We start from the raw sequence: 21343 nt of genomic DNA, 5'->3' as shown, positions 1-21343 counted from the left end.
GATGTAAGGTTTTGAGAATAAAATAAAAAAAACAAATGGACAGAAGTGATTGACAATAAATAGACATTCATCTATATTGTTCATAGATAAACATCTATATATAGGAGAAGATGCTATGAATTATGATGAAATGTCGATAATGCTTAAGGCTCTCGCTGATTCAAAACGTTTAAAAATCATTGATATACTATCTTGTGGGAGCTTGTGTGCCTGCGATATTTTAGACCATTTCGATTTCACTCAGCCAACTCTTTCACATCACATGAAGGTATTAGAAAAGGCTGGAATTGTTGCTGTGACTAAGGATAGAACATGGCATCATTATCAACTAACTGAAAGTTTTGTCGATCAATTTATGGGTTCAATGATGCAATTATTTTCTGCTAAAGATGATTGCATTTGTAATAAACCAAACTGTAATTGCAAAGGGGAAGAACATGATGAAAAAATTAGAACTATTTGAACCAGCAATGTGCTGTTCAACAGGAGTCTGCGGTCCATCCGTTGATGAAGAATTATTAATGGTGACCTCAGTCTTTGAAAATTTCGAAGGAATGGATTCAATTGACGCTTCTCGTCACAATTTGACCAGTGATCCAGACGCATTTATCAACAATCCAACGATTTTGAAAATGCTTCAAGAAAAGGGCAATGACATTTTGCCGATCACTTTATTAGATGGAGAGATCGTAAAAGTGGCTTCTTATCCAACTTTAGAAGAATTCGGAAATTACGGTGAGGTTCGCTTTGTGGTGCAATCAGCTAGTTCTGGTGGCTGCTGCGGCGGAAATAGTGGAAACGAAGGCTGTTGTTAACGGCCTTCTTCCAAAAAACTCAAGGAGGAGATATGATGCTTCAATATATTCCCCAAAAGATGGGATTAACTAAATATCTATTTTTCACAGGTAAAGGTGGCGTTGGTAAAACAACAACTGCTTGTGCGACGGCAACATCTTTGGCGCAAGAGGGTAATAAAGTCATGTTGGTTAGTACTGATCCAGCTTCAAATTTACAAGACGTTTTTCAAACCACTTTGACCAACAAACCAACTTCGATTGATGGCATTGATAACTTAAAAGTAGCGAACTTTGATCCAATTACGGCTGCGGAAGAGTATAAAGAAAGTATTGTCGGTCCATATCGTGGTGTACTTCCAGATAGTGCTCTGATCAATATGGAAGAACAATTATCTGGATCATGTACAGTGGAAATCGCCGCGTTTAATGAGTTTGCTAACTTTTTGACCGATAAGGAAGTCGCAGAACAATATGACTATGTCATCTTTGACACAGCTCCGACTGGTCATACATTAAGAATGTTGCAATTACCTTCTGCATGGAATAATTACCTAGATGAAAACACAACAGGAGTTTCTTGTTTGGGTCAATTATCTGGCTTAGGTGATAAAAAAGATATGTATGAAAAAGCAGTAGAGACACTGACTGATGCAACCCAAACGACTTTAATCTTAGTTACTAGACCACAAAAAGCACCCTTGTTTGAGGCAGAACGTGCTTCTGAGGAATTACTAAAATTAGGGATTAAGAACCAAAAATTAGTTGTAAATGGTCTATTATATAATCCTGATGATGCAATTTCTCAAGTAATCCATTCTGAGCAACAAAATGATCTAAAGGAAATGCCTGAACCATTGAGTAAATTTGAAATATACTATATTCCACTTCGACCATATAATGTAGCGGGTATAGATAAGCTTCAAATTCTATTAAGTGATCAACAACCGATTGTTTACGAACAAGAACAGGAATCAATCGATTTTCCAAACTTAGATTCAATCGTAAGTGATTTTATCCGTACGAATAAAAAGATTATCTTTACGATGGGTAAGGGCGGTGTTGGTAAAACAACAGTTGCAATTCAAATCGCTGAGAAGCTGGCACAATCAGGTAAAAAAGTTCATTTGGCGACAACTGATCCCGCGGATCATCTGAACCTATTTATTTCAAATGACCTACCAATTTCAATCAGCCATATCGACGAAGAAAAAGAACTAGAAGCTTATAAAGAAGAGGTTCTTTCAAAAGCTCGCGAGACGATGGACGCGGATGATGTTGCTTATGTAGAAGAGGATCTGCGTTCACCTTGTACACAGGAAATCGCCGTATTTAGAGCTTTTGCGGAGATCGTAGATAAATCAGAAAATGAGATTGTGGTTATTGACACAGCACCTACGGGACATACGTTACTTCTTTTAGACTCTACTCAAAGCTATGCAAAAGAAGTTGAGAGAAGCTCAGGTGAGGTACCAATGTCGATTCAAAAGCTATTACCAAGATTGCAGAACGGAAATGAAACGGAAGTATTAATGGTCACACTTCCTGAAACAACACCGGTTTACGAGTCGATGCGTTTGGATGAGGATTTGGATCGTGCGAAAATTGCTCATACTTGGTGGTTAGTCAATCAAAGTATGTATGCTACCGATACGTCCAACGAGGTCTTGAAAGCACGTGCTACGAATGAGATTGAATGGATTAACAAAGTGAAAGATCTTTCAGATGGACATTTTGCGGTAGCTGAATGGGTACCGAATTTTGATGCAGAATTGGTTCATTAATTTTTTTGAATTTAATATAGATGAATCTCTATATAGGGGTTCATCTATTAATTTGCAGGTAGCTTTAGTAAAGTAAAAAAAGCTTATCATAACAATGGGTAAGCCATTGCTTGACTATGAAAACAACCTACTAACGAATAATTTTGAGATTATGACTTGTTGTTAGAGGAAATAGAAAATTTTGTTGATGCTGGAGATGGAAAAATTGAATCAAGTAACAAAAAAACTATCTATATTAGATCGATATTTAACATTATGGATATTTATAGCAATGGCAACAGGTATAGGTTTAGGGTATTTTTTTCCCAACATACCTCAAGTAATAAATCATTTAGAAATTGGGACTACATCTATTCCAATTGCAATAGGGTTGATTTTGATGATGTACCCACCGCTCACAAAAGTAAAATATGAAGAAATGTGGCGTGTCTTTAAGGATTGGAAAGTACTTTTGCTTTCACTAGTTCAAAATTGGATTGTTGGCCCAATTATTATGTTTGTTTTAGCAGTAGTTTTTTTGCACAACTATCCAAGCTATATGGTTGGATTAATTATGATCGGGCTTGCTCGATGTATTGCTATGGTGATCGTTTGGAGTGAGCTTGCTCAGGGAGACAACGAGTATACTGCTGGATTAGTAGCATTTAATTCGATTTTCCAAATCATTTTCTATTCAGTGTTTGCATATATCTTTGTTACGGTATTACCAAATTGGCTTGGTTTAGAAACGCATAAAATTACTATTACGATGGGTGAAATTGCGAAAAGTGTCTTTATTTATCTAGGAATTCCATTTATCGCGGGATTTAGTTCACGGTTTGTTTTGATCAGATTAAAAGGGAAAGAATGGTTTGAAACGCGGTTTATTCCTAAAATCAGTCCAATAACCTTGATTGCCTTGCTATTTACAATTATCGTCATGTTTTCAGTGAAGGGTGAAAAAGTGATTGAGTTGCCTTTAGATGTTGTTCGTATCGCTATCCCGTTACTATTCTATTTTGTAATCATGTTTTTTGTTTCGTTTTTACTTTCCAAAAAAATGGGTACAAGTTATCCGATTGCAGCATCATTATCCTTCACTGCCGCAAGCAACAATTTTGAATTGGCAATAGCTGTAGCAGTGGGTGTGTTTGGAATCAACTCAGGGGAAGCATTTGCAGCTGTTATCGGACCCTTGGTAGAAGTTCCAGTTTTGATTGCTTTAGTGAATGTTGCTTTAAAATTTAAACAAAAATATTTTTCGAAAGAAGGCGCAAGCCATTAGGAGGAAATAAATGAGTTCAGAGAATGATAAACAAGGATTAGGTATTTTTGAAAAGTATCTGACGTTATGGGTAATTGTGTGTATGGTTGTTGGGGTGCTAATTGGAAAATTTTTACCGAGCGTTCCTGATACCTTAAGTAAGTTTGAGTATTATCAGGTATCAATACCTACAGCAATTTTAATATGGTTAATGATTTATCCAATGATGTTGAAGATTGATTTTACCAGCATTGTAAGTGCCGCTAAAAAGCCCAAAGGATTAGTTGTTACCTGTGTGACGAATTGGTTGATCAAACCATTTACAATGTATGCTATATCAGCATTTTTCTTCTATGTAGTTTTTAAAAATCTTATTCCGGTTGAGTTAGCGAAAGAGTATGTTGCTGGAGCAGTTATATTAGGGGCTGCACCATGTACAGCTATGGTATTTGTATGGAGCTATTTAACAAAAGGGGACGCAGCATACACTTTGGTACAAGTAGCGATCAATGATTTGATTATTTTGATATTATTTGCACCTATAGTCGCTTTTCTTCTTGGTGTAGACAATGTTGTCGTTCCAATGGGAACATTACTTTTATCAACCGTTCTTTTTGTAGTAGTGCCACTACTTCTAGGTTTCGTTACTAGAGTAATGATAATAAAAAATAAAGGTAAGCACTATTTCGAAGATGTCTTTTTAAAGAAATTTGACTCTGTTACAATCATTGGTTTATTGCTAACCTTGATTATCATTTTTTCTTTTCAAGGAGAAAAAATACTGGCAAATCCAACGCATATTTTATTAATTGCGATTCCACTAACCATTCAAACGCTACTAATTTTCACTATAGCTTATGGATGGTCAAGATTTTGGAAGTTACCTCATGAAATTGCTTCACCAGCGGGAATGATCGGTGCCAGCAATTTCTTTGAATTGGCGGTTGCCGTTGCGATTTCACTTTTTGGCCTACAGTCTGGAGCGACCTTAGCAACAGTTGTAGGAGTATTGGTTGAAGTACCGATCATGTTGCTATTAGTAAAAATTTCCAATAACACAAAGTCTTGGTTTGTGAAGTCTGACGAGACTACGAAAATGGAAAATCTGTATAATTAATTGGAGTGAAACCTATGAAAATTGTAATTATTGGATCTGTTGCAGCTGGAACTAGTGTTGCTGCAAAAGCGAGAAGAAACACGGAAGAAGCGGAAATCGTTCTATATGATAAAGATATCGATATCTCTTATTCTGTGTGTGGAATTCCATATGCTGTCGGAGGAGAAGTTGAAAATTTCGATGAACTGACTCCACGGAATGCTGAGTGGTTCAAAAAGAGATACAACGTAGATATTCATACTTCTCATGAAGTACAACGAATAGACCATGAAAAGAAACGTATTTACGGATTAAATTTGATCACTAGAAAGCCGTTTTCAGATGATTATGATGCATTAGTATTTGCAACAGGTTCAATTTACAATACACCGGCTATATTCTCTAATAGACAATTTGAAAATGTATTTCAAATCAAAAATGTTTCCAGTGGTAAAAATATTCACAATTTTATCAAGACTAATAAAGTGGAAAAAGCTGTTATTGTAGGTGCTGGATATATTGGGTTAGAGATGGCTGAACAATTACAGAGACAAGGAATAGCAGTTTCGGTACTACAACGAGGCAACCATCCAATGTCTCATTTGGATTGGGATATGGCTGTCAGAATAGAGAACGAAGTAGCAAAACAACAGATTGATTTTAGGCCAAAAGAAACGGTTGTTGATTTAGTAGGTGAAGAACAACTAACTGCTGTTAAGACTTCAAAAGGAAATGAATTATCAGCCGATTTATTTGTATTGGCAACAGGAGTAAGACCAAATACAGAATTGGCTCAAACCATAGGAATAGAGTTAGGAAAAACGGGAGCAATTAAAGTAGACAATAGAATGGAAACCAATTTGAAAAATGTCTATGCAGTAGGGGATGTAGCAGAAAGCTACAATCGCATTACTCAACAACCAATCTATCGTCCCTTGGCTTCGACTGCGAACAAGATGGGTAGAATTGCTGGTGATACAATTACTGGTGGCTCTTTACGATTTAAAGGGATATTAGGAACTGGTATTTTGCGCTTTTTTGATTTAGCCATTGCACAAACGGGTCTTACTGAAAAGGAAGCTCTTAAAGAAGGATTGGAAGTTGCCGTTTTATACAACATAAAACCAAATAAACCTGATTACATGAATGGCAAAGAAATGGTCATTAAAGCAATAGCAGATAAAAGCAGCGGTAGAGTTCTGGGTGCCCAAATTATCGGTTATGACGGAGTAGATAAAAGAATCGACGTGCTTGCTACGGCTATTTCCTTTGGAGCATTGGCGGAAGATCTATTTGATTTAGATTTAGCTTATGCACCACCATTTTCAACAACCAAGGATCCCGTTCATTATACTGGAATGGCCTTAGATAATGCGGTGAAGAGAAGAGCGCCTTTGATGTCTCCGATTGAGTTAATCGATCGACAACACAGAAAAGAAAAATTACAGATAGTTGATACAAGGTCCAAAAAGCAATTCGAAAAATCAAGAGTTAAAGGAGCTATTCATATTCCATTATCTGATTTAAGGACACGCTACAATGAGTTAGACAAGAATGTTTTGACCATTACGTACTGTAATAAAGGTGTTACCGGGAATGCTGCACAAAATATACTGTTAAACGAAGGATTCAAACACGTGTACAATCTTTCTGGAGGAAACAAAAATTATCAAGAAATTTATGAGAATATTGATTAAATAGTAAATTGCTGAGGTAATATAATTTATGTCTGAAGAAAAGAGAGCCGTTGCTAGATTATTTGGGATGTCACTGGCATTTATTCTAGCTAAATTACTAAATTATCCAATTAGTATTGGAATATTTATCAACTTTATTACTCTAATTTTGGTATTTTATTTATTGGCCAAAAGGAAAGAAAGAATTAGTAAGAAAAAATAAGGTCATGTGGTCAAGTGACCACATGACCTTTTACAGTAGAAAAGTTAGAGCGACTTCTAATTGAGGAATTGTTTTACGAAAGGAAAAAGTATATGGAATATGCACTTGAAATAACAAATTTGAAAAAAATCTATGGAACAGGTGTTGAGGCATTACGTGGAATTGATCTCCAGGTTGAAAAGGGGGATTTTTATGCCCTTTTAGGGCCCAATGGTGCTGGGAAGTCGACAACGATTGGAATTATCACCTCTCTTGTCAATAAAACATCTGGGAAGGTAAAAGTTTTTGACTACGATCTTGATACTGATTTAGAAAAGGCCAAGCAGCAGATAGGTCTTGTTCCGCAAGAATTCAACTTCAATCCTTTTGAGACTGTTCAACAAATTGTAGTGAATCAGGCAGGGTATTACGGAGTTCCGAGAAAAGAAGCATTGAAGCGCAGTGAGAAGTATTTGAAGCAATCAAATTTATGGGAAAAACGTAACGAACGTGCTCGAATGCTTTCTGGCGGGATGAAGCGCCGGCTTATGATCGCTCGAGCACTAATGCACGAACCAAAGTTATTAATTTTGGATGAACCAACCGCCGGAGTGGATATTGAACTGAGACGTGAAATGTGGTCCTTCTTAAAAGAACTAAACGAAAATGGCACCACCATTATCTTGACTACTCATTATTTGGAAGAAGCTGAAATGCTTTGTCGAAACATAGGGATCATTCAATCAGGAGAATTGATCGAAAATACCAGTATGAAAGAACTTCTATCTAAATTACAGTTTGAAACATTTATTTTAGACCTTGCACCTCATAATAAAGCACCTAAGATAGAAGGATATACATATTCTTTAGAAGATGATCTGACTTTATCGGTGGAAGTTGAACGAAATCAAGGAGTAAATGATATTTTCAATCAGCTCAGCGATCAAGGGATGAAAGTTTTATCGATGCGTAATAAATCTAATCGTTTAGAAGAGCTGTTTTTGAAAATCACAGAAGAAAAAAGTCTTTCGGAGGGAACCAATGCTTAATCTTTATTTTACCGCGTTAAAAAGTCTTGCCGTTAAGGAAACCAATCGTTATTTACGAATCTGGGTACAAACATTAGTACCGCCTGTTATAACGACATCGTTGTATTTTATCATTTTTGGGAAAATGATCGGTGGTCGAATTGGAGACATGGGCGGGTTCACCTATATGGAGTTTATCGTACCAGGATTAATTATGATGTCAGCAATCACTAGTTCTTACGCAAATGTTTCTTCGTCGTTTTTCTCTCAGAAGCTGCAAAAAAATATTGAAGAACTATTAGTTGCGCCAGTACCAACTCACATTATCATTTGGGGATTTGTTATTGGGGGACTAGGAAGAAGCTTACTAGTAGGAACCCTTGTAACGATTGTTTCTTTATTTTTTGTACCACTTAACGTACATTCATGGATTATTGTTATTCTCACATTGTTAATGACGGCGATCTTGTTTTCATTAGCAGGCTTAATAAACGGTGTTTTTGCTCAATCTTACGACGATGTTTCAATCGTTCCAACATTCATTTTACAACCGCTAACGTATCTAGGTGGCGTATTTTATGCGATTTCGATGCTGCCGCCATTTTGGCAAGGTGTTTCAAAAATCAACCCGATTGTTTATATGATATCAGCGTTTAGATACGGGTTTTTAGGGACGACCGATGTACCCATAGCCGTTTCAATCACAATCCTTGTTCTATTCATTTCAGTTCTTTATACTGTTTGTTACTATTTGATTAATACCGGTAGAGGATTAAGAAGTTAAAATGAATTCAAAAAAGCGAGTGGACTCATTAACAGGGGAGTCCACTCGCTTCTGTAATTTACTCAGGATAAGCAAAGTTGAAGTTCAGTATATCAGATTTTTTCGTACAAATAGCGCTACATTACGGAAAATCGATATACAAATATGAATTCTAGTATTGACAATGTGCTAATAATCACATATCATATCCTCACAGACGCATATGAGGATGTGAGAATATGGATTTTGTAAACTACTTTAAAATATTGTCCGATGAAACTAGAATCAGGATATTATTACTTCTATTAAAAAGACCCTTGTGTGTTTGCCAAATACAAGAAATCATGGAAACCCCACAAAGTAAAGTATCAAAGCATTTAAGTAAGCTGCGCGATCAAAAAATTGTGACTTCTTATCAAGATGGAAAATTTGTTAAGTATGAATTGGGCAAAGATAATTTTTTAATTGGGATATTAGAGAAGATTGTTGAGAACCTGGAAGAAAATTCCATTTTTTTTAAAGATGCAGAGAGGATAAATGACTTTGATCATTTACTAGAGGTGCAAAAAAATGTGGCAAACAGTTAGTGATACTTTGTTTAAAATGACTTGGCTTAACGATCTGGCTGGAGTTTTAGTTGAGAAAATTTTTAGATTATCATTAGACAGCAAACTAGGAAGCAGTATCCAGTTTTTCATTTTTGATACTATCAAAATATTTATTCTACTGTCTGTCTTAATTTTCATGATGGGTATCATTCAGACCTTCTTTCCACCAGAAAAGACAAAAAAAGTATTAGGTGGAATTAAAGGTTGGAAAGGAAACACTTTAGGTGCTTTATTAGGAACAGTAACTCCCTTTTGTAGTTGTTCGAGTATTCCTATTTTTATCGGTTTTACATCAGCAGGATTGCCCCTGGGTGTAACATTTTCATTTCTAATCTCTTCACCAATGGTAGATATAGCGTCAATCATACTTTTGATGTCATTTTTTGGTACAAAAGTAGCTATGTTATATGTATTAGTTGGTTTACTGTTAGCAATTTTTGGGGGAAGCTCTATTGATAAACTATCAATGGAAGACCAAATTCAAGATTATATCAGAAACATGGAAGATACGGCTAGTTTTGTTGAAGAACTATCATGGAAAGATCGAGTCCATTTTGGTGTAAGTCAGGTAAAAGAGGTAGCAGGAAAAGTATGGCCTTACGTCTTGATAGGAGTTGGAATCGGGGCTGCTATTCATAATTGGATACCTGAATCATTTATTCAAACGATACTTGGTAAAGATAATCCCTTTGCCGTAGTTATTGCAACACTAGTTGGTGCTCCAATATATGCAGATATTTTTGGAGTATTACCAATTGCTGAAGCTCTTCATGCAAAAGGGGTTCCAATTGGTACTTTGATGGCATTCATGATGTCAGTTACTACTTTATCATTACCTTCGTTGATCATGTTGAGCAAAGTAGTAAAGCCAAAATTATTAGCGACTTTTATTAGTATTTGTTTAGTGGGTATTCTTATTATTGGATTCTTATTCAATATGTTGCCAATATAAAAATGAGAGGATGATAGAAATGATTATTAAAGTCTTAGGACCCGGATGTAAGAACTGTCAAAACCTGGAGGCAAATGCAAGAGAGGCTTTAACGCAATCTGGAAAAACTGCAGATATAGAGAAAGTTACTGATATGATTGAGATTCAAAAATATGGTGTTATGCGTACCCCTGCATTAGTAGTTGATGAAAAAGTAGTAGTTTCTGGAAGAGTACCAAAAGCTAAAGAAATTGGTAAATGGTTATAAAGAGACTGTCATTTTTAATATTTAAATAGCGCATAGTTTGCTTAATAACTAGCGTTCAAAAAAATGAAAATGTATAATAAAAAAGAAGACATGCTTATAAAGATGCCTTCTTTTTTTTGTTGAGCTATTTAACTTTCATCAAACGTAATCCGTTTAATGTTACTAAAAGTGTTGCTCCCATATCTGCCACAATAGCGATCCATAGCGTTAACCAACCTGGTATGACTAGTAGTAGAGCTAATAGTTTTATACCTAATGAGAAGGTGATATTTTGCTTAATTACTTTTAGGGTTTGGCGGCTAAGTCTAACAATAAAGGGTAATTTTTGTAAATCGTCACCCATTAGAGCAACATCAGCAGTTTCGAGAGCCGTATCTGTTCCTGCGCCACCCATTGCAATACCAACCGTTGATGCAGCTAATGCTGGTGCATCATTAATGCCGTCGCCCACCATTGCTACTTTATTATAAGTTGTTCGCAAAGCTTTAATCGAATCTAATTTTTCTTGAGGCATTAGATCTCCTTTTATTTCAGTTACACCTAATTGCTTACCAATAGATTCAGCAGTCTTAACATTATCACCAGTAAGCATAATTGTATGTTCAATAGATAATTTGTGGAGTTCAGAAATAACAGCAGCACTTGAATATCTTACTTCATCCGCAACGGCAATTACTCCTAAGACTTGTTCAGCAGTTCCAAAATACATGGCGGTTTTTCCTTGTTCTTGAAATTGACTGTATTGCATTTTAAGTACGGTTTCTTCAATTACTGATTCAGAAAACAGTTTAGGACTTCCAATATAGTAACGTATGTCTTGATATATCCCTGTAAGCCCCTTACCTGTTATAGATTGGAATTCCTCAATCTTTATTGATTTGTAATCAACATTGGTTTTATCAGCTTCGTTCAAAATAGCTGAAGCTAATGGGTGTTGAGAAAGAGATTCTAATGATGAAATAATTGATAGATAATTTATATCAGTGTCAGAGTTAGTTGTAATGAAATCTGTCACAACAGGTTTTCCTTTAGTTAAAGTCCCAGTTTTATCAAAAGCAATTGCTCTCAAATGACCGATTTCTTCTAGATAAACACCGCCTTTTACTAAAACACCATTTTTAGCTGCATTACCAATGGCGGAAACAATTGAAACAGGTGTAGAGATCACTAATGAACAGGGACACCCGACCACTAAAATGGATAACCCTTGGTAAAGCCATTTATTCCAGTCACCACCAAAGAATAGTGGAGGGACAACAACTATCAATAGAGCCATTATAATTATGAATGGCGTATAGTATTTTGCGAATTTGTCTACAAAAGCCTGTGCGGGAGCACGTTCTCCCTGCGCTTCTTCGACTAAATGAATGATTTTTGCAATCGTTGTATCAGTTACTTTTTTCGTTACTTTGACTTCAAGAACACCTTCTTCATTCAGTGTTCCTGCGAATACTTCATCATCTAATTGTTTTTCAACAGGAACTGATTCGCCTGTAATTGCTGCTTGATTTACTGATGAATGACCGTTGATAACAAGTCCATCCATGGCTATTTTTTGCCCGGGTTTAATGATCATAATATCGTCGATATCAATCTTATCGACACTTATTAATTGCTCTACATTGTTTCTCCTGATAAGGGCTTCTTTTGGAGCTATATCCATAAGAGACCGAATGGATTGTCTTGCTTTATCCATTGAAAAGCGTTCTAAAGCTTCACTAATAGCAAATAGTATTACTACAATAGAACCTTCGGCCCATTCTCCAATAAACGCGGCCCCAATAATCGCAATAGTCATTAAAGATTCCATGGAGAAGTCCAATTTGATCAAATCAGAGAACCCTTCTTTAAATAAATCATATCCACCAATTATTATTGCCAATATATAAAGGGCTTTCGTTAATAAATGACCTTCGCCCAATGAGAGTTGGGAAATTACAGCAACAAGTATAAAACCAAGAGAGATGATTAAAGCGATATTCCGTTTAATAAAAGACTCTTTTGATCTGCCTTGTTCAGCATTTTCTTGATCGTTACGAATGATAAGATTTTCAAAGGCTCCCGCTTCTTCAAGTTCTTCAATACTTGTCTGACCTTCTACTGAAATCTTACTTGCACCAAAGTTTACTGTTGCATTCGTAACTCCTGGTAACTGTTTTACATTTTTTTCAAATTTACCTGCACAATTTGTACAGCTTAACCCTTCTATTCGATAGGTTTTTTCGGTCATTTTCTCACTCATGCTAGCACCTCTTCTTTAAAATTTACGCCAAGCTCCATAAGATTTAAGATTTTGATATTTTTAATAAAATAGTAGACTAACTTTCCATCCTTGTGATTATCAACTACGCCCAATTTTTTTAAGGAGTTCAGGTGGTGTGAAGTAGTTGCGACTGAAGCATCAATGATATTTGCAATATCGCAAACACATAGCTCATCTTCATGAACTAAGGCATGTACAATTTTTAGTCTATTTTCATCTGACAATATTTTAAAGAAACCACTCACTGTCAGAGTGTCAAAGTTGGCTAGCTTAGCTTTGGCACGATTAACCTTGTCTTCATGAATACAAGTTATTTCACAAATTTCATTACTCATAAGCTCATACCTCTACATTCAAATTTATATTTGAATGTATTATATCAGAACACCAATCTATATTCAAATGGTTGTTTGATTGTTCATAAAATGGTCCCTTTCTGTACACTTTTGTTTTTGATTAAAATTTTACCTAAATAGAATTATATCGTGTTCATAAACCCGTATCATAATCTATGTTCAAATACTCCCCTGTTTCTAAAGTTATGGTACAATATTTTCGAGAATGGAGTGATAATTTTGAAAATAGGATACGCCCGGGTCTCTACCGGATTACAAAATTTGGATTTACAAGAAGATAGCTTAAATAAATTTGGATGTGAGAAAATTTTCACTGATCATATGAGTGGTGCAAAAAGTAATCGACCTGGTTTGGAAACGGCCATTGATTTTGTTCGATCTGGAGACACATTAGTTGTTTGGCGTTTGGATCGCTTAGGAAGAAATATGGAAGATCTTATTTCTATTGTAAATAGATTGAATGAACGAGGAGTTGGTTTTCATAGCCTTCAGGAAAATATCACTATGGATAAATCTAGTTCTACTGGTCAATTGATGTTTCACTTGTTTGCAGCATTCGCAGAATTTGAGCGGAATTTGATATTGGAACGTTCGGCAGCTGGTAGAGCTGCTGCAAGAGCTCGCGGTCGATTTGGGGGAAGACCAGAAAAGTTGAACGCTAACGATTTGGATCTAATGAAAATGTTGATCGATAATGGTACGCCAATTAAAACTATTGCGGAAAAATGGAATGTCTCTAGAACAACAATTTACCGGTATCTCGATAAAATGGAGGCCAGAGATAATGAAAAGTCGAAAGGATCAGTTAGTTAGTTATTCCGACAATCAAAGACAAGCAGCAATGAGCAAGTACAAAGTAATCCAACCAAATTTAGCTTATCAGAAATCCTTAGTTGATATATCTGAAGATGAAGGAATCCCACTTCGAACCTTGCAGCGTTGGAAGAAACACTATCAAGAAAATGGATTAATTGGATTGGTTCGTAAAACGAGATCTGATAGCGGTAAAACTCGTTTAGATCCAGAAGTCATTAGTGAAATTGAAAGCTTGTTCTTTACCTATAGAAAAATGAGTATTGCAACCATCCAAAGAAAGCTATGTAAATTTTGTACCGAAAAAAAGTTCATTTCCCCTAGCTATAGTCAGGTCTATAAGGCTATTAAATCTCTTCCCTCTTCTGTTGGTGTACTGGCTCATGAGGGTGAGAAGGTTTATTCAGAAAAGTTCGACCTTATCAAGATTCGAGAGCCCAAACGACCAAATGAAGTGTGGCAAGCGGACCATACTTTATTAGATATCGAGATCATCGATACTAAAGGAGTCCCAAAACGTCCATGGTTAACGATTATTATGGATGATTACAGTCGTGCAATTGCCGGCTATTCTGTATCTTTTGACTCCCCTTCTGCTATTCAAACTGCATTAACATTACACCAGGCTATTTGGACCAAACGAGATTCCAAATGGCCTATTTGTGGTATACCAGAACACTTTTATACAGACCATGGGAGTGACTTCACTTCTGATCACTTGGAACAAGTTGCGATTGATCTGAGAATTAACTTATTATTTTCTAAAGTAGGAGTTCCACGCGGTAGAGGAAAAATTGAACGTTTCTTTCTCACAGTTAATCAGCTTTTCTTAGAGTCTTTACCAGGATATATTGGAAATTCTGATAAAGCTGACAGACTTAATTTTCAAGAATTTCGGAACAAACTTCATCATTTTTTGATCTATGACTATAACTTTAAAGAACATTCTTCAATTAAGATGTGTCCAATTGATAAATGGAATTCAAAATTATTTTTACCGAATCTTCCAGAAAATCTTGAAAAATTAGATTTATTGTTGCTGGAAATTTCTAAGTCGAGAAAGGTACATTCAGATGGTATTCATTTCCAAGGACTACGATATACCAATCCTAACCTCTCGGCTTTTGTAGGAGAATCAGTCCTAATTCGATACAACCCTTCAGACATAGCAGAAATTCGAGTGTTTTATCGCAATCAATTTTTGTGTAATGCAGTCTCTCCTGAAATTTCAAATTATTCGATCGATATCAATGATTTGGTTGCTGCAAGAACAAAACGTAGAAAGATCCTAAAAGAGAAAATCAACTCTCCGAGTTCAGTCGATCTATTGATCACAGAACAAGAGGAAAAAGCTGGACATTCTAATAAGAAAAAAAAAACTACTTTAAAGAGGTATTTCAATGAATAAGTCGAAAACATTTATTGAGACGAAAGAATATAAACGATTTGCGGAATTCTGTGACGCATGCATTAAATACAAATACATTGGAGTCTGTTATGGAATTCCTGGAGTTGGAAAAACTGTATCAGCACGCCATTATGCTAACTGGGATAGTATTTATAAGCAAATTGATTTTAAAGTTAACAAGGAGATCGGAATAGATGCAACTAAAGAAATTCTTTACGCCAATACGATATTTTGCACAGCACCAGCAGAAAGACAAACTAGGATCAGTGGTGATATTCATACATATGGCATGCGGATTGGATTGACTAGAAATATTTATCTAACCGAAAAAGAAGGAAAAGAAGATGGCGGATTATCGACTGACGCATATAAGGGAATTGATTTAATTATTGTTGATGAAATTGATCGATTAAAGCTTCAACATTTTGAGCAGTTAAGAGATATTTATGATCAAAATGATATTGCCATGGTCTTGATCGGCATGCCTGGTATAGAAAAAAGACTAAGCAGGTACCCTCAACTCTATTCAAGAATCGGATTTGCACATGAGTTTGATAACTTAAGCAAAGATGAGACCCATCATATTATTGAATACAAATGGTCGGATCTAGGACTTGATCTGAAATTGGAAGATTTTTCTGACTATGAAGCAATTACTAGCATTATAAAGATCACGAAAGGAAATTTTAGATTACTGCACAGACTATTTGCACAAATCCATCGAATACTGGAAATTAATCAGTTAAATACTATTACTGTCGATGTTGTAGAAGCAGCAAGAGATAGTTTAGTTATTGGGTTATGATCACGCCATTTATTATAGTAAAAACGCGTCATTTAAAAATAAAAGTGACACGCTGTTTTCCATTTAGTATATTTTGAATGTAACAGAATAGTCCTTATTTAGTGACTGAGTTACATTAAGTGAGTCCCGAATTACTTAGTATTATGAAGATAAGCTACTAAGTATTACTTGGATTAGAGACAGTCCAATTTACAAGGATATATTATTACTATGAAGCCTAATCATCTTAATCGGTGATTGGGCTATTTTTGTGCCTTAAAAGGAGGATTAAGCAATGTTCGATACACAAGAAAATCGCTATATTACGAGGGAAGTGAATGAACAAGTACCAAAGGAAATACAGTTACGTTGTTTTCAATTGATTGATGGAAAGGTGAAACAATAGGATGTTCAGTTAGATTACATACAGATATTTGAGTTCAATCGAGATGATCAGAGAGGAACCATTACGATTATCCATCGGCAAGAAGAACCATTCTTTATTGATTATCATGAATGTCGAATAACGAATGATTTAGCAAATTTCCAAATAAAAAAGCTATGGATTATCGACGATCATACGCATCGAAAGATGTTGCTAGAAGAACATTGATAGTGGACCTTAGAGGGACAGTCGTTTGATTCTATTGGAAAAAAGAAAAACCGCAAAGCAACTACCTAAGATTAGTCGTTACTCATACGATTTATACAATGTATTCTGTTAAATTTTCTAAAGGGTGGTTCCCTTTTCTATTAGTTTCGCAGCTACTACATTTTCGTGAGGGATGTACGTATCTAATGAATTCACAGCTATTTCTGCCATCAATGGAATATTTTGGTCTATTGATGTGATGGGGTAAATAGCGTTGTCAGATACTGGGGAATTATCATACCCGATTATTTCTAACTCTTCTGGTATTTTTATCCCTTTTCGTATGCAGTCTCTTTGAAGCATATTTGCAATATCATCGTTTGAGCAGAAAACCCCCATTTTTTTATTTGGATATTTTTCAAGTAAATTATCTAAAACCGCAGACATAGTAGTGGATGCTTCTTCAGAATATGGGTCGGTCAGTTCTTCACGAATGATTGTTTCATGAAGCGTATCCTTCACTGAAAATTCAAAGCCTACAATTCGTTTGAAGGAAGGCCAATCATCATAATATCCATTATTAATATGGATCAATACTTCACATCCGTCAGCCATCAATTTTTCTCCAGCAAGCTTGCCACCAGTATAATTATCGTTATTGATTTGGCAAAAATCCCCGCCAGCACGCTCAATTGAGATGATGGGAACATCCAATTTTTCAATGTCCTCTGAATCCAGAATATGACTTAATAAAATAATCCCTTTTACACGATAGGACTTTAACATGTCGATGACATTTAGTTCTTCCTCTTTCGTATCTCTTGAGGTATAAACAATAAAACTGTAGTCTTTTTCTTCTCCAAACTGAATGAGCTGATTTAGCAATTCTGTATAGAAGCTAAGGTGTAACTGAGGGAAGATGACGCCTACAAGATTAGATTTGCCGGTTACTAATATTCTGGCAACATTATCCTGACTATAATTTAATTCTTGAATCACTGCTTGTATTTTATTTTTTGTTTTTTGTGATAGCAGTTCTGGTTTATTAAAATATCTTGAAACAGTAGTTAGGGAAACACCACTTTTTTCTGCGATCGCCTTTATTCCCACTTTGTCCATATTTGTGCAGCCTCTCTTTGCCTGATGGTTTACGTAACTCAAATGACTGTATTGCTTCGAGTGGAAGCGTTTGTAAATTACTGTCTAGTTATCATACGGTTATCATACAATGTGGAATAGATTATTTCAAGCAATTCATGAAAATATTTTCATTAAAATGCGTCATTTGAATTTCAATATTAAAACACTTTTTTGGGGCTAAGAAAGAGTATGCCTTCGGGAACTGCCTATTTCTAAACTAAAATTCGTTCGTTCCTTTTTTATTTCTAATCCCATTTTGACGAATTAGAGAAAATATTTTTGAAAACGTTTGACATTAATAATTTCATATTTTATACTTACGGCGTAGGGTGTTAGAAAGAGCTTACAAAAATGAAAAGGAGGTAGTGAATCAACTAAGATTAACTCGGTTCCTTTTTAGCACTGTGTATAGATTTGTAATGAAAGCGGTTCATAAAAAAGCCGCCAAGATTAGGTTTGAATGTATTGCTGGAATAATTGATTGTCATTTGCATTTAATTCTTAAATGGTCGAAAAGAAAGGTAGTGGAAAAATGAAAAAGAATAAAAAGAGATTTGGCGTGTTTGCTTTAGCAGCTTTGACACTGGTAAGCACATTAGTACTTTCTGCTTGTGGAAATGGTTCGGAAAGTAAGGAAGCAGGAAAGGACAAGACAATTACAGTCCTTGTAGAAAGTGGAAGTCCTGCTGAGAAGATCGCTAATAGTACTGCTGATGCTTTCAAAAAGGAAACAGGCTATAAGGTAGTGGTTGATTCAGTTCCTTATTCTGGAATGTATGACAAAGTTTCGACAGAAGTGAAATCAAAATCGGCGGCTCATGATGTTGTTTGTCTGGACGTTCTCTGGTTATCCGCTTTTGAGAACGCATTAACACCACTTAATAAATCAGTGGATGACAAGATCACTTCTGATTTTCTTCCGACACTTGAAGATGGTGGGACGTTGAATGATAAGCTGCTAGGACTACCGATGTGGATTAATAGTAAAGTACTCATTTATAGAAAAGATCTCTTTGAAGATGAGAAAAATAAAACAGAATTCAACAAGAAATATGGTCACGATTTAAAAGTCCCTACTACTTGGGAAGAATACAAAGAATGTGCGGAATTCTTTACTAAAGATGATATGTATGGAACCGCCGTTTTCGGGATGGCATCTGGAGATACGGTTTGTAGTTTCCTTGATCAAGCATCACAGGCTGGAGCAAAACCGTTAGTTTTAGGTAAGGACAATGAAGTATTGGTTGATGAAAAACCTTATGTTGATGCGTTGCAATATCTATGTGATCTCTATGAAAAAGGCTACGCACCTGAAGAAACGCTATCTGTCGCATCTACTGAGGCTCAGGAAATGTTTAATAATGGAAAACTTGCGATGCAATTAAACTGGAGCCATCAATATCCGGCCGCTTATGAACTGAATAAGGAAAAAGTTGGTGTAGCACCAATGATTGGCGGCTCTGCTGGTGTAGCCGCTACAACAGGACCATGGTATCAATGTGTGATGAAAAATTCTGAGAATCAAGAGGCAGCAATCGAATATCTGAAATTCATGTATGACAATAACGAGAAATACATGACTGAAGGTTCATTGAAGATCGCAGGGAGAACGTCTGTATATGAAAAATATGAAACACAAGCAGGTGATGAGCATCTAGGGGCTGTATTAGAAACGTTAGATAATGAATACTCTCAAAATAGACCTGCTACTCCTTATTGGACAGAAATTGAAGAAGTGCTAGCGAAAGCTGTTCAGTCGGCGTTATCTGGAAAAGCGACTCCTAAAGATGCTCTTAAAGATGCGAAATCTGAAATTGAGACCATCATAGAGTAAGACAAGAACAAGGAGGAAAAACCATGCAGTTGATATCCAGAAAAACCGTGCTTGCCTTCTTTTTACCAGGCGCATTATTTATGGGAATATTTATGATTTATCCGATTTTCAAAATGGCTTTTGACAGTCTATATAGCTTTGATCCAAATGGTATGAAGGAGTTTGTTGGTTTTGACAATTATATTAAAGCTTTTGGAAATGAAAGCTTTTTACAGCCGTTAAAAAATACGCTTGTCTACATCTTTATTGCTGTTGTTGTCGAACTAATATTAGGAACGATCTTAGCGTTAGTTTTTGAAGAAAACTTTAAAGGAAACAAGGTCATCCGGTCACTCATTTTGACCCCGCTAATGATTGCACCTCTAGTGGCTGGTTTGATTTGGAAGTTAATGCTGAGCGCGCAGTTTGGCATTATCAATCAACTATTAGTAAATGTTGGTCTTCTTGAAAATTCGAACCAGATCCTTTGGCTTGCAGATGAGAAATGGTCGTTATTGGCTTGTTGTTTTGCGGATATTTGGTTAACGACCCCGTTCATGATGCTGATGATTCTTGCCGGTCTTCAAGGACTTGATGGAAGTATGATTGAAGCGGCTACGATTGATGGGGCAAATTGGTGGCAAAAAATTATTAAAATCAAACTACCAAATATTAAACCAGTATTATTAACCGCATTATCCATTCGAATTATTGATGCTGCAAGAACGTTTGATATTGTTTGGGCGATGACGCAGGGTGGGCCGAACAATTCATCAGAACTTATCAGTGTTGTCATCTATAAAACGCTGACCAGATATAACAAAGTCGGGTATGCAAGTGCCATGGCATTAATACTTGTGGTAGTACTCGTTGTGTTCACTCTTGTGTTCATGCAAGGACTATGGAATCCGAAGAAAAAACAATCGGTGTAGGAGGGGATAGCAAGTGGAGAAAAAAAGAAGTATTCAAAGTAAATTACTGATAATTTTAGCGATTGTCTGTGCTGTAGTCTGGTTGTTTCCCTATCTGTACTTGATTAGTTCATCCTTCAAGCCAGGTGCTGAGGTTGTTTCAATTCCTGCTAAATTTTTTCCAACTGTTCTATCTGTGGAAAATTTCACTGGTTTGTTCGAACGGATGCCGGCTTTTCATTACATTTTTAATAGTTTTTTAGTTGCTGTTTGCAGTACTTTGATTGCAGTAATTTTAGGGGCGTTATCTTCTTATGCTATTCAACGTTCAGGAGCTAAGATTGCCACCTTTTTGATTATTGTCGTGTTGTGTTTAAAAATGATTCCGACATCGAGTATTGCTGTACCGATCTATGAGTTGATTACAAATCTTGGTTTGTATGATACGAGAGTTGCCTTAATTATTGTTTATGCAGCGATAAATATGCCTTTTGTTATGTGGGTCATGCTCGGTTTCTATGAAGGGATTCCAACAAGTATTGATGAAGCAGCTTGTATGGATGGGGCTTCAAGTCTCCAGACATTTATTCGAATCATCTTGCCAATCTGTACACCAGGTTTGGCTACAGCCTTTGTATTTACGCTATTTCTATCTTGGAATGAATTTTTATTGTCGTTGTTATTGACTAGTACAGAGGCAAAAACATTTACGGTTGGATTATCTGAATTTTTATCAGCTTACAGTATGGACTTGGGTCCGATGTGTGCGGGAGCTCTAATTTTTAGTTTACCTGTAATGGTTTTATCAATCGTAGCACAGCGATTCATTGTTCAAGGAATAACCGCTGGTTCAGTTAAAAGCTAATCAAA

At 35.9% G+C, this 21343-nt stretch carries 20 protein-coding genes and 1 pseudogene; 18 read left to right on the top strand and 3 right to left on the bottom strand.

Features of this window, described 5'->3' with window-relative positions; translation table 11 throughout:
* Positions 1-115 precede the first annotated feature (115 nt).
* The 11 genes from KQI58_RS13985 to KQI58_RS13935 all read left to right on the top strand — a co-directional run bounded on the left by KQI58_RS13985 (position 116) and on the right by KQI58_RS13935 (position 10393).
* Entirely contained in the window at positions 116-463 is a 348-nt protein-coding gene (locus tag KQI58_RS13985; protein ID WP_216409685.1) for an ArsR/SmtB family transcription factor, read from the top strand.
* Positions 441-815, top strand: coding sequence for an arsenite efflux transporter metallochaperone ArsD (arsD, locus tag KQI58_RS13980; protein WP_216409684.1), 375 nt, complete (start codon positions 441-443; stop codon positions 813-815). The genes KQI58_RS13985 and arsD overlap by 23 nt, the downstream gene beginning before the upstream one ends.
* 35 nt (positions 816-850) lie before the next feature.
* On the top strand, positions 851-2578 hold the full coding sequence (arsA, locus tag KQI58_RS13975) for an arsenical pump-driving ATPase (RefSeq protein WP_216409683.1): 1728 nt from the start codon (positions 851-853) through the stop codon (positions 2576-2578).
* A 205-nt stretch (positions 2579-2783) separates the two neighbouring features.
* Positions 2784-3842 (top strand): ACR3 family arsenite efflux transporter, encoded by a 1059-nt coding sequence (gene arsB, locus KQI58_RS13970; RefSeq protein ID WP_376716704.1) that lies wholly within the window; start codon positions 2784-2786, stop codon positions 3840-3842.
* Positions 3843-3852: 10 nt separating this feature from the next.
* A complete protein-coding gene (gene arsB, locus KQI58_RS13965) occupies positions 3853-4938 on the top strand; it encodes an ACR3 family arsenite efflux transporter (RefSeq protein WP_216409681.1) in 1086 nt (361 codons plus the stop codon).
* A gap of 14 nt (positions 4939-4952) precedes the next feature.
* Positions 4953-6614, top strand: coding sequence for an FAD-dependent oxidoreductase (locus KQI58_RS13960; protein WP_216409680.1), 1662 nt, complete (start codon positions 4953-4955; stop codon positions 6612-6614).
* Between the two features lie 294 nt (positions 6615-6908).
* Positions 6909-7844 (top strand): ABC transporter ATP-binding protein, encoded by a 936-nt coding sequence (locus KQI58_RS13955; RefSeq protein WP_216409679.1) that lies wholly within the window; start codon positions 6909-6911, stop codon positions 7842-7844.
* On the top strand, positions 7837-8607 hold the full coding sequence (locus KQI58_RS13950) for an ABC transporter permease (RefSeq protein WP_216409678.1): 771 nt from the start codon (positions 7837-7839) through the stop codon (positions 8605-8607). The genes KQI58_RS13955 and KQI58_RS13950 overlap by 8 nt, the downstream gene beginning before the upstream one ends.
* A 218-nt stretch (positions 8608-8825) precedes the next feature.
* Entirely contained in the window at positions 8826-9173 is a 348-nt protein-coding gene (locus KQI58_RS13945; protein ID WP_216409677.1) for an ArsR/SmtB family transcription factor, read from the top strand.
* Complete coding sequence (locus KQI58_RS13940) at positions 9157-10146, top strand: permease (RefSeq protein ID WP_216409676.1); 990 nt, start codon at positions 9157-9159, stop codon at positions 10144-10146. Before KQI58_RS13945 ends, KQI58_RS13940 begins: the two co-directional genes overlap by 17 nt.
* Before the next feature lie 19 nt (positions 10147-10165).
* Positions 10166-10393 (top strand): thioredoxin family protein, encoded by a 228-nt coding sequence (locus tag KQI58_RS13935; RefSeq protein ID WP_216409675.1) that lies wholly within the window; start codon positions 10166-10168, stop codon positions 10391-10393.
* A gap of 124 nt (positions 10394-10517) precedes the next feature.
* On the opposite strand, the gene KQI58_RS13930 is transcribed toward KQI58_RS13935, so the two are convergent.
* Both KQI58_RS13930 and KQI58_RS13925 read right to left on the bottom strand, forming a co-directional pair.
* Complete coding sequence (locus KQI58_RS13930; RefSeq protein WP_216409674.1) at positions 10518-12635, bottom strand: heavy metal translocating P-type ATPase; 2118 nt, start codon at positions 12633-12635, stop codon at positions 10518-10520.
* Entirely contained in the window at positions 12632-12991 is a 360-nt protein-coding gene (locus tag KQI58_RS13925) for an ArsR/SmtB family transcription factor (RefSeq protein ID WP_216409673.1), read from the bottom strand. The genes KQI58_RS13930 and KQI58_RS13925 overlap by 4 nt, the downstream gene beginning before the upstream one ends.
* A gap of 240 nt (positions 12992-13231) precedes the next feature.
* On the opposite strand from KQI58_RS13925, the gene KQI58_RS13920 reads away from it, so the two are divergent.
* The 4 genes and pseudogenes from KQI58_RS13920 to KQI58_RS13905 all read left to right on the top strand — a co-directional run bounded on the left by KQI58_RS13920 (position 13232) and on the right by KQI58_RS13905 (position 16630).
* A complete protein-coding gene (locus tag KQI58_RS13920) occupies positions 13232-13825 on the top strand; it encodes a recombinase family protein (protein WP_216409672.1) in 594 nt (197 codons plus the stop codon).
* Positions 13797-15233, top strand: coding sequence for a Mu transposase C-terminal domain-containing protein (locus KQI58_RS13915; RefSeq protein WP_216409701.1), 1437 nt, complete (start codon positions 13797-13799; stop codon positions 15231-15233). The genes KQI58_RS13920 and KQI58_RS13915 overlap by 29 nt, the downstream gene beginning before the upstream one ends.
* Positions 15226-16038 (top strand): AAA family ATPase, encoded by an 813-nt coding sequence (locus KQI58_RS13910; RefSeq protein ID WP_216409671.1) that lies wholly within the window; start codon positions 15226-15228, stop codon positions 16036-16038. The genes KQI58_RS13915 and KQI58_RS13910 overlap by 8 nt, the downstream gene beginning before the upstream one ends.
* 274 nt (positions 16039-16312) lie before the next feature.
* Positions 16313-16630, top strand: a pseudogene (locus tag KQI58_RS13905) (DUF960 family protein).
* 117 nt (positions 16631-16747) lie between these two features.
* Here KQI58_RS13905 and KQI58_RS13900 read toward each other — a convergent pair.
* Entirely contained in the window at positions 16748-17728 is a 981-nt protein-coding gene (locus tag KQI58_RS13900; RefSeq protein WP_216409670.1) for a LacI family DNA-binding transcriptional regulator, read from the bottom strand.
* A gap of 553 nt (positions 17729-18281) precedes the next feature.
* On the opposite strand from KQI58_RS13900, the gene KQI58_RS13895 reads away from it, so the two are divergent.
* From KQI58_RS13895 to KQI58_RS13885, 3 genes are read left to right on the top strand one after another with little or no spacing between them, the layout of a single operon-like run.
* Positions 18282-19583: a sugar ABC transporter substrate-binding protein gene (locus KQI58_RS13895; RefSeq protein WP_216409669.1), complete on the top strand. Its 1302-nt coding sequence runs from the start codon at positions 18282-18284 to the stop codon at positions 19581-19583.
* Positions 19584-19606: 23 nt separating this feature from the next.
* Entirely contained in the window at positions 19607-20494 is an 888-nt protein-coding gene (locus KQI58_RS13890; RefSeq protein ID WP_010740694.1) for a carbohydrate ABC transporter permease, read from the top strand.
* Positions 20495-20507: 13 nt separating this feature from the next.
* Positions 20508-21338, top strand: coding sequence for a carbohydrate ABC transporter permease (locus tag KQI58_RS13885; RefSeq protein WP_216409668.1), 831 nt, complete (start codon positions 20508-20510; stop codon positions 21336-21338).
* The last annotated feature ends 5 nt before the right edge of the window (positions 21339-21343 follow it).

This window comes from Enterococcus raffinosus (genome assembly GCF_018917525.1).
In the GTDB taxonomy this organism is placed as follows: Bacteria; Bacillota; Bacilli; order Lactobacillales; family Enterococcaceae; genus Enterococcus_A; species Enterococcus_A raffinosus_A.
This window is presented reverse-complemented; position numbering and strand designations above follow the sequence as displayed.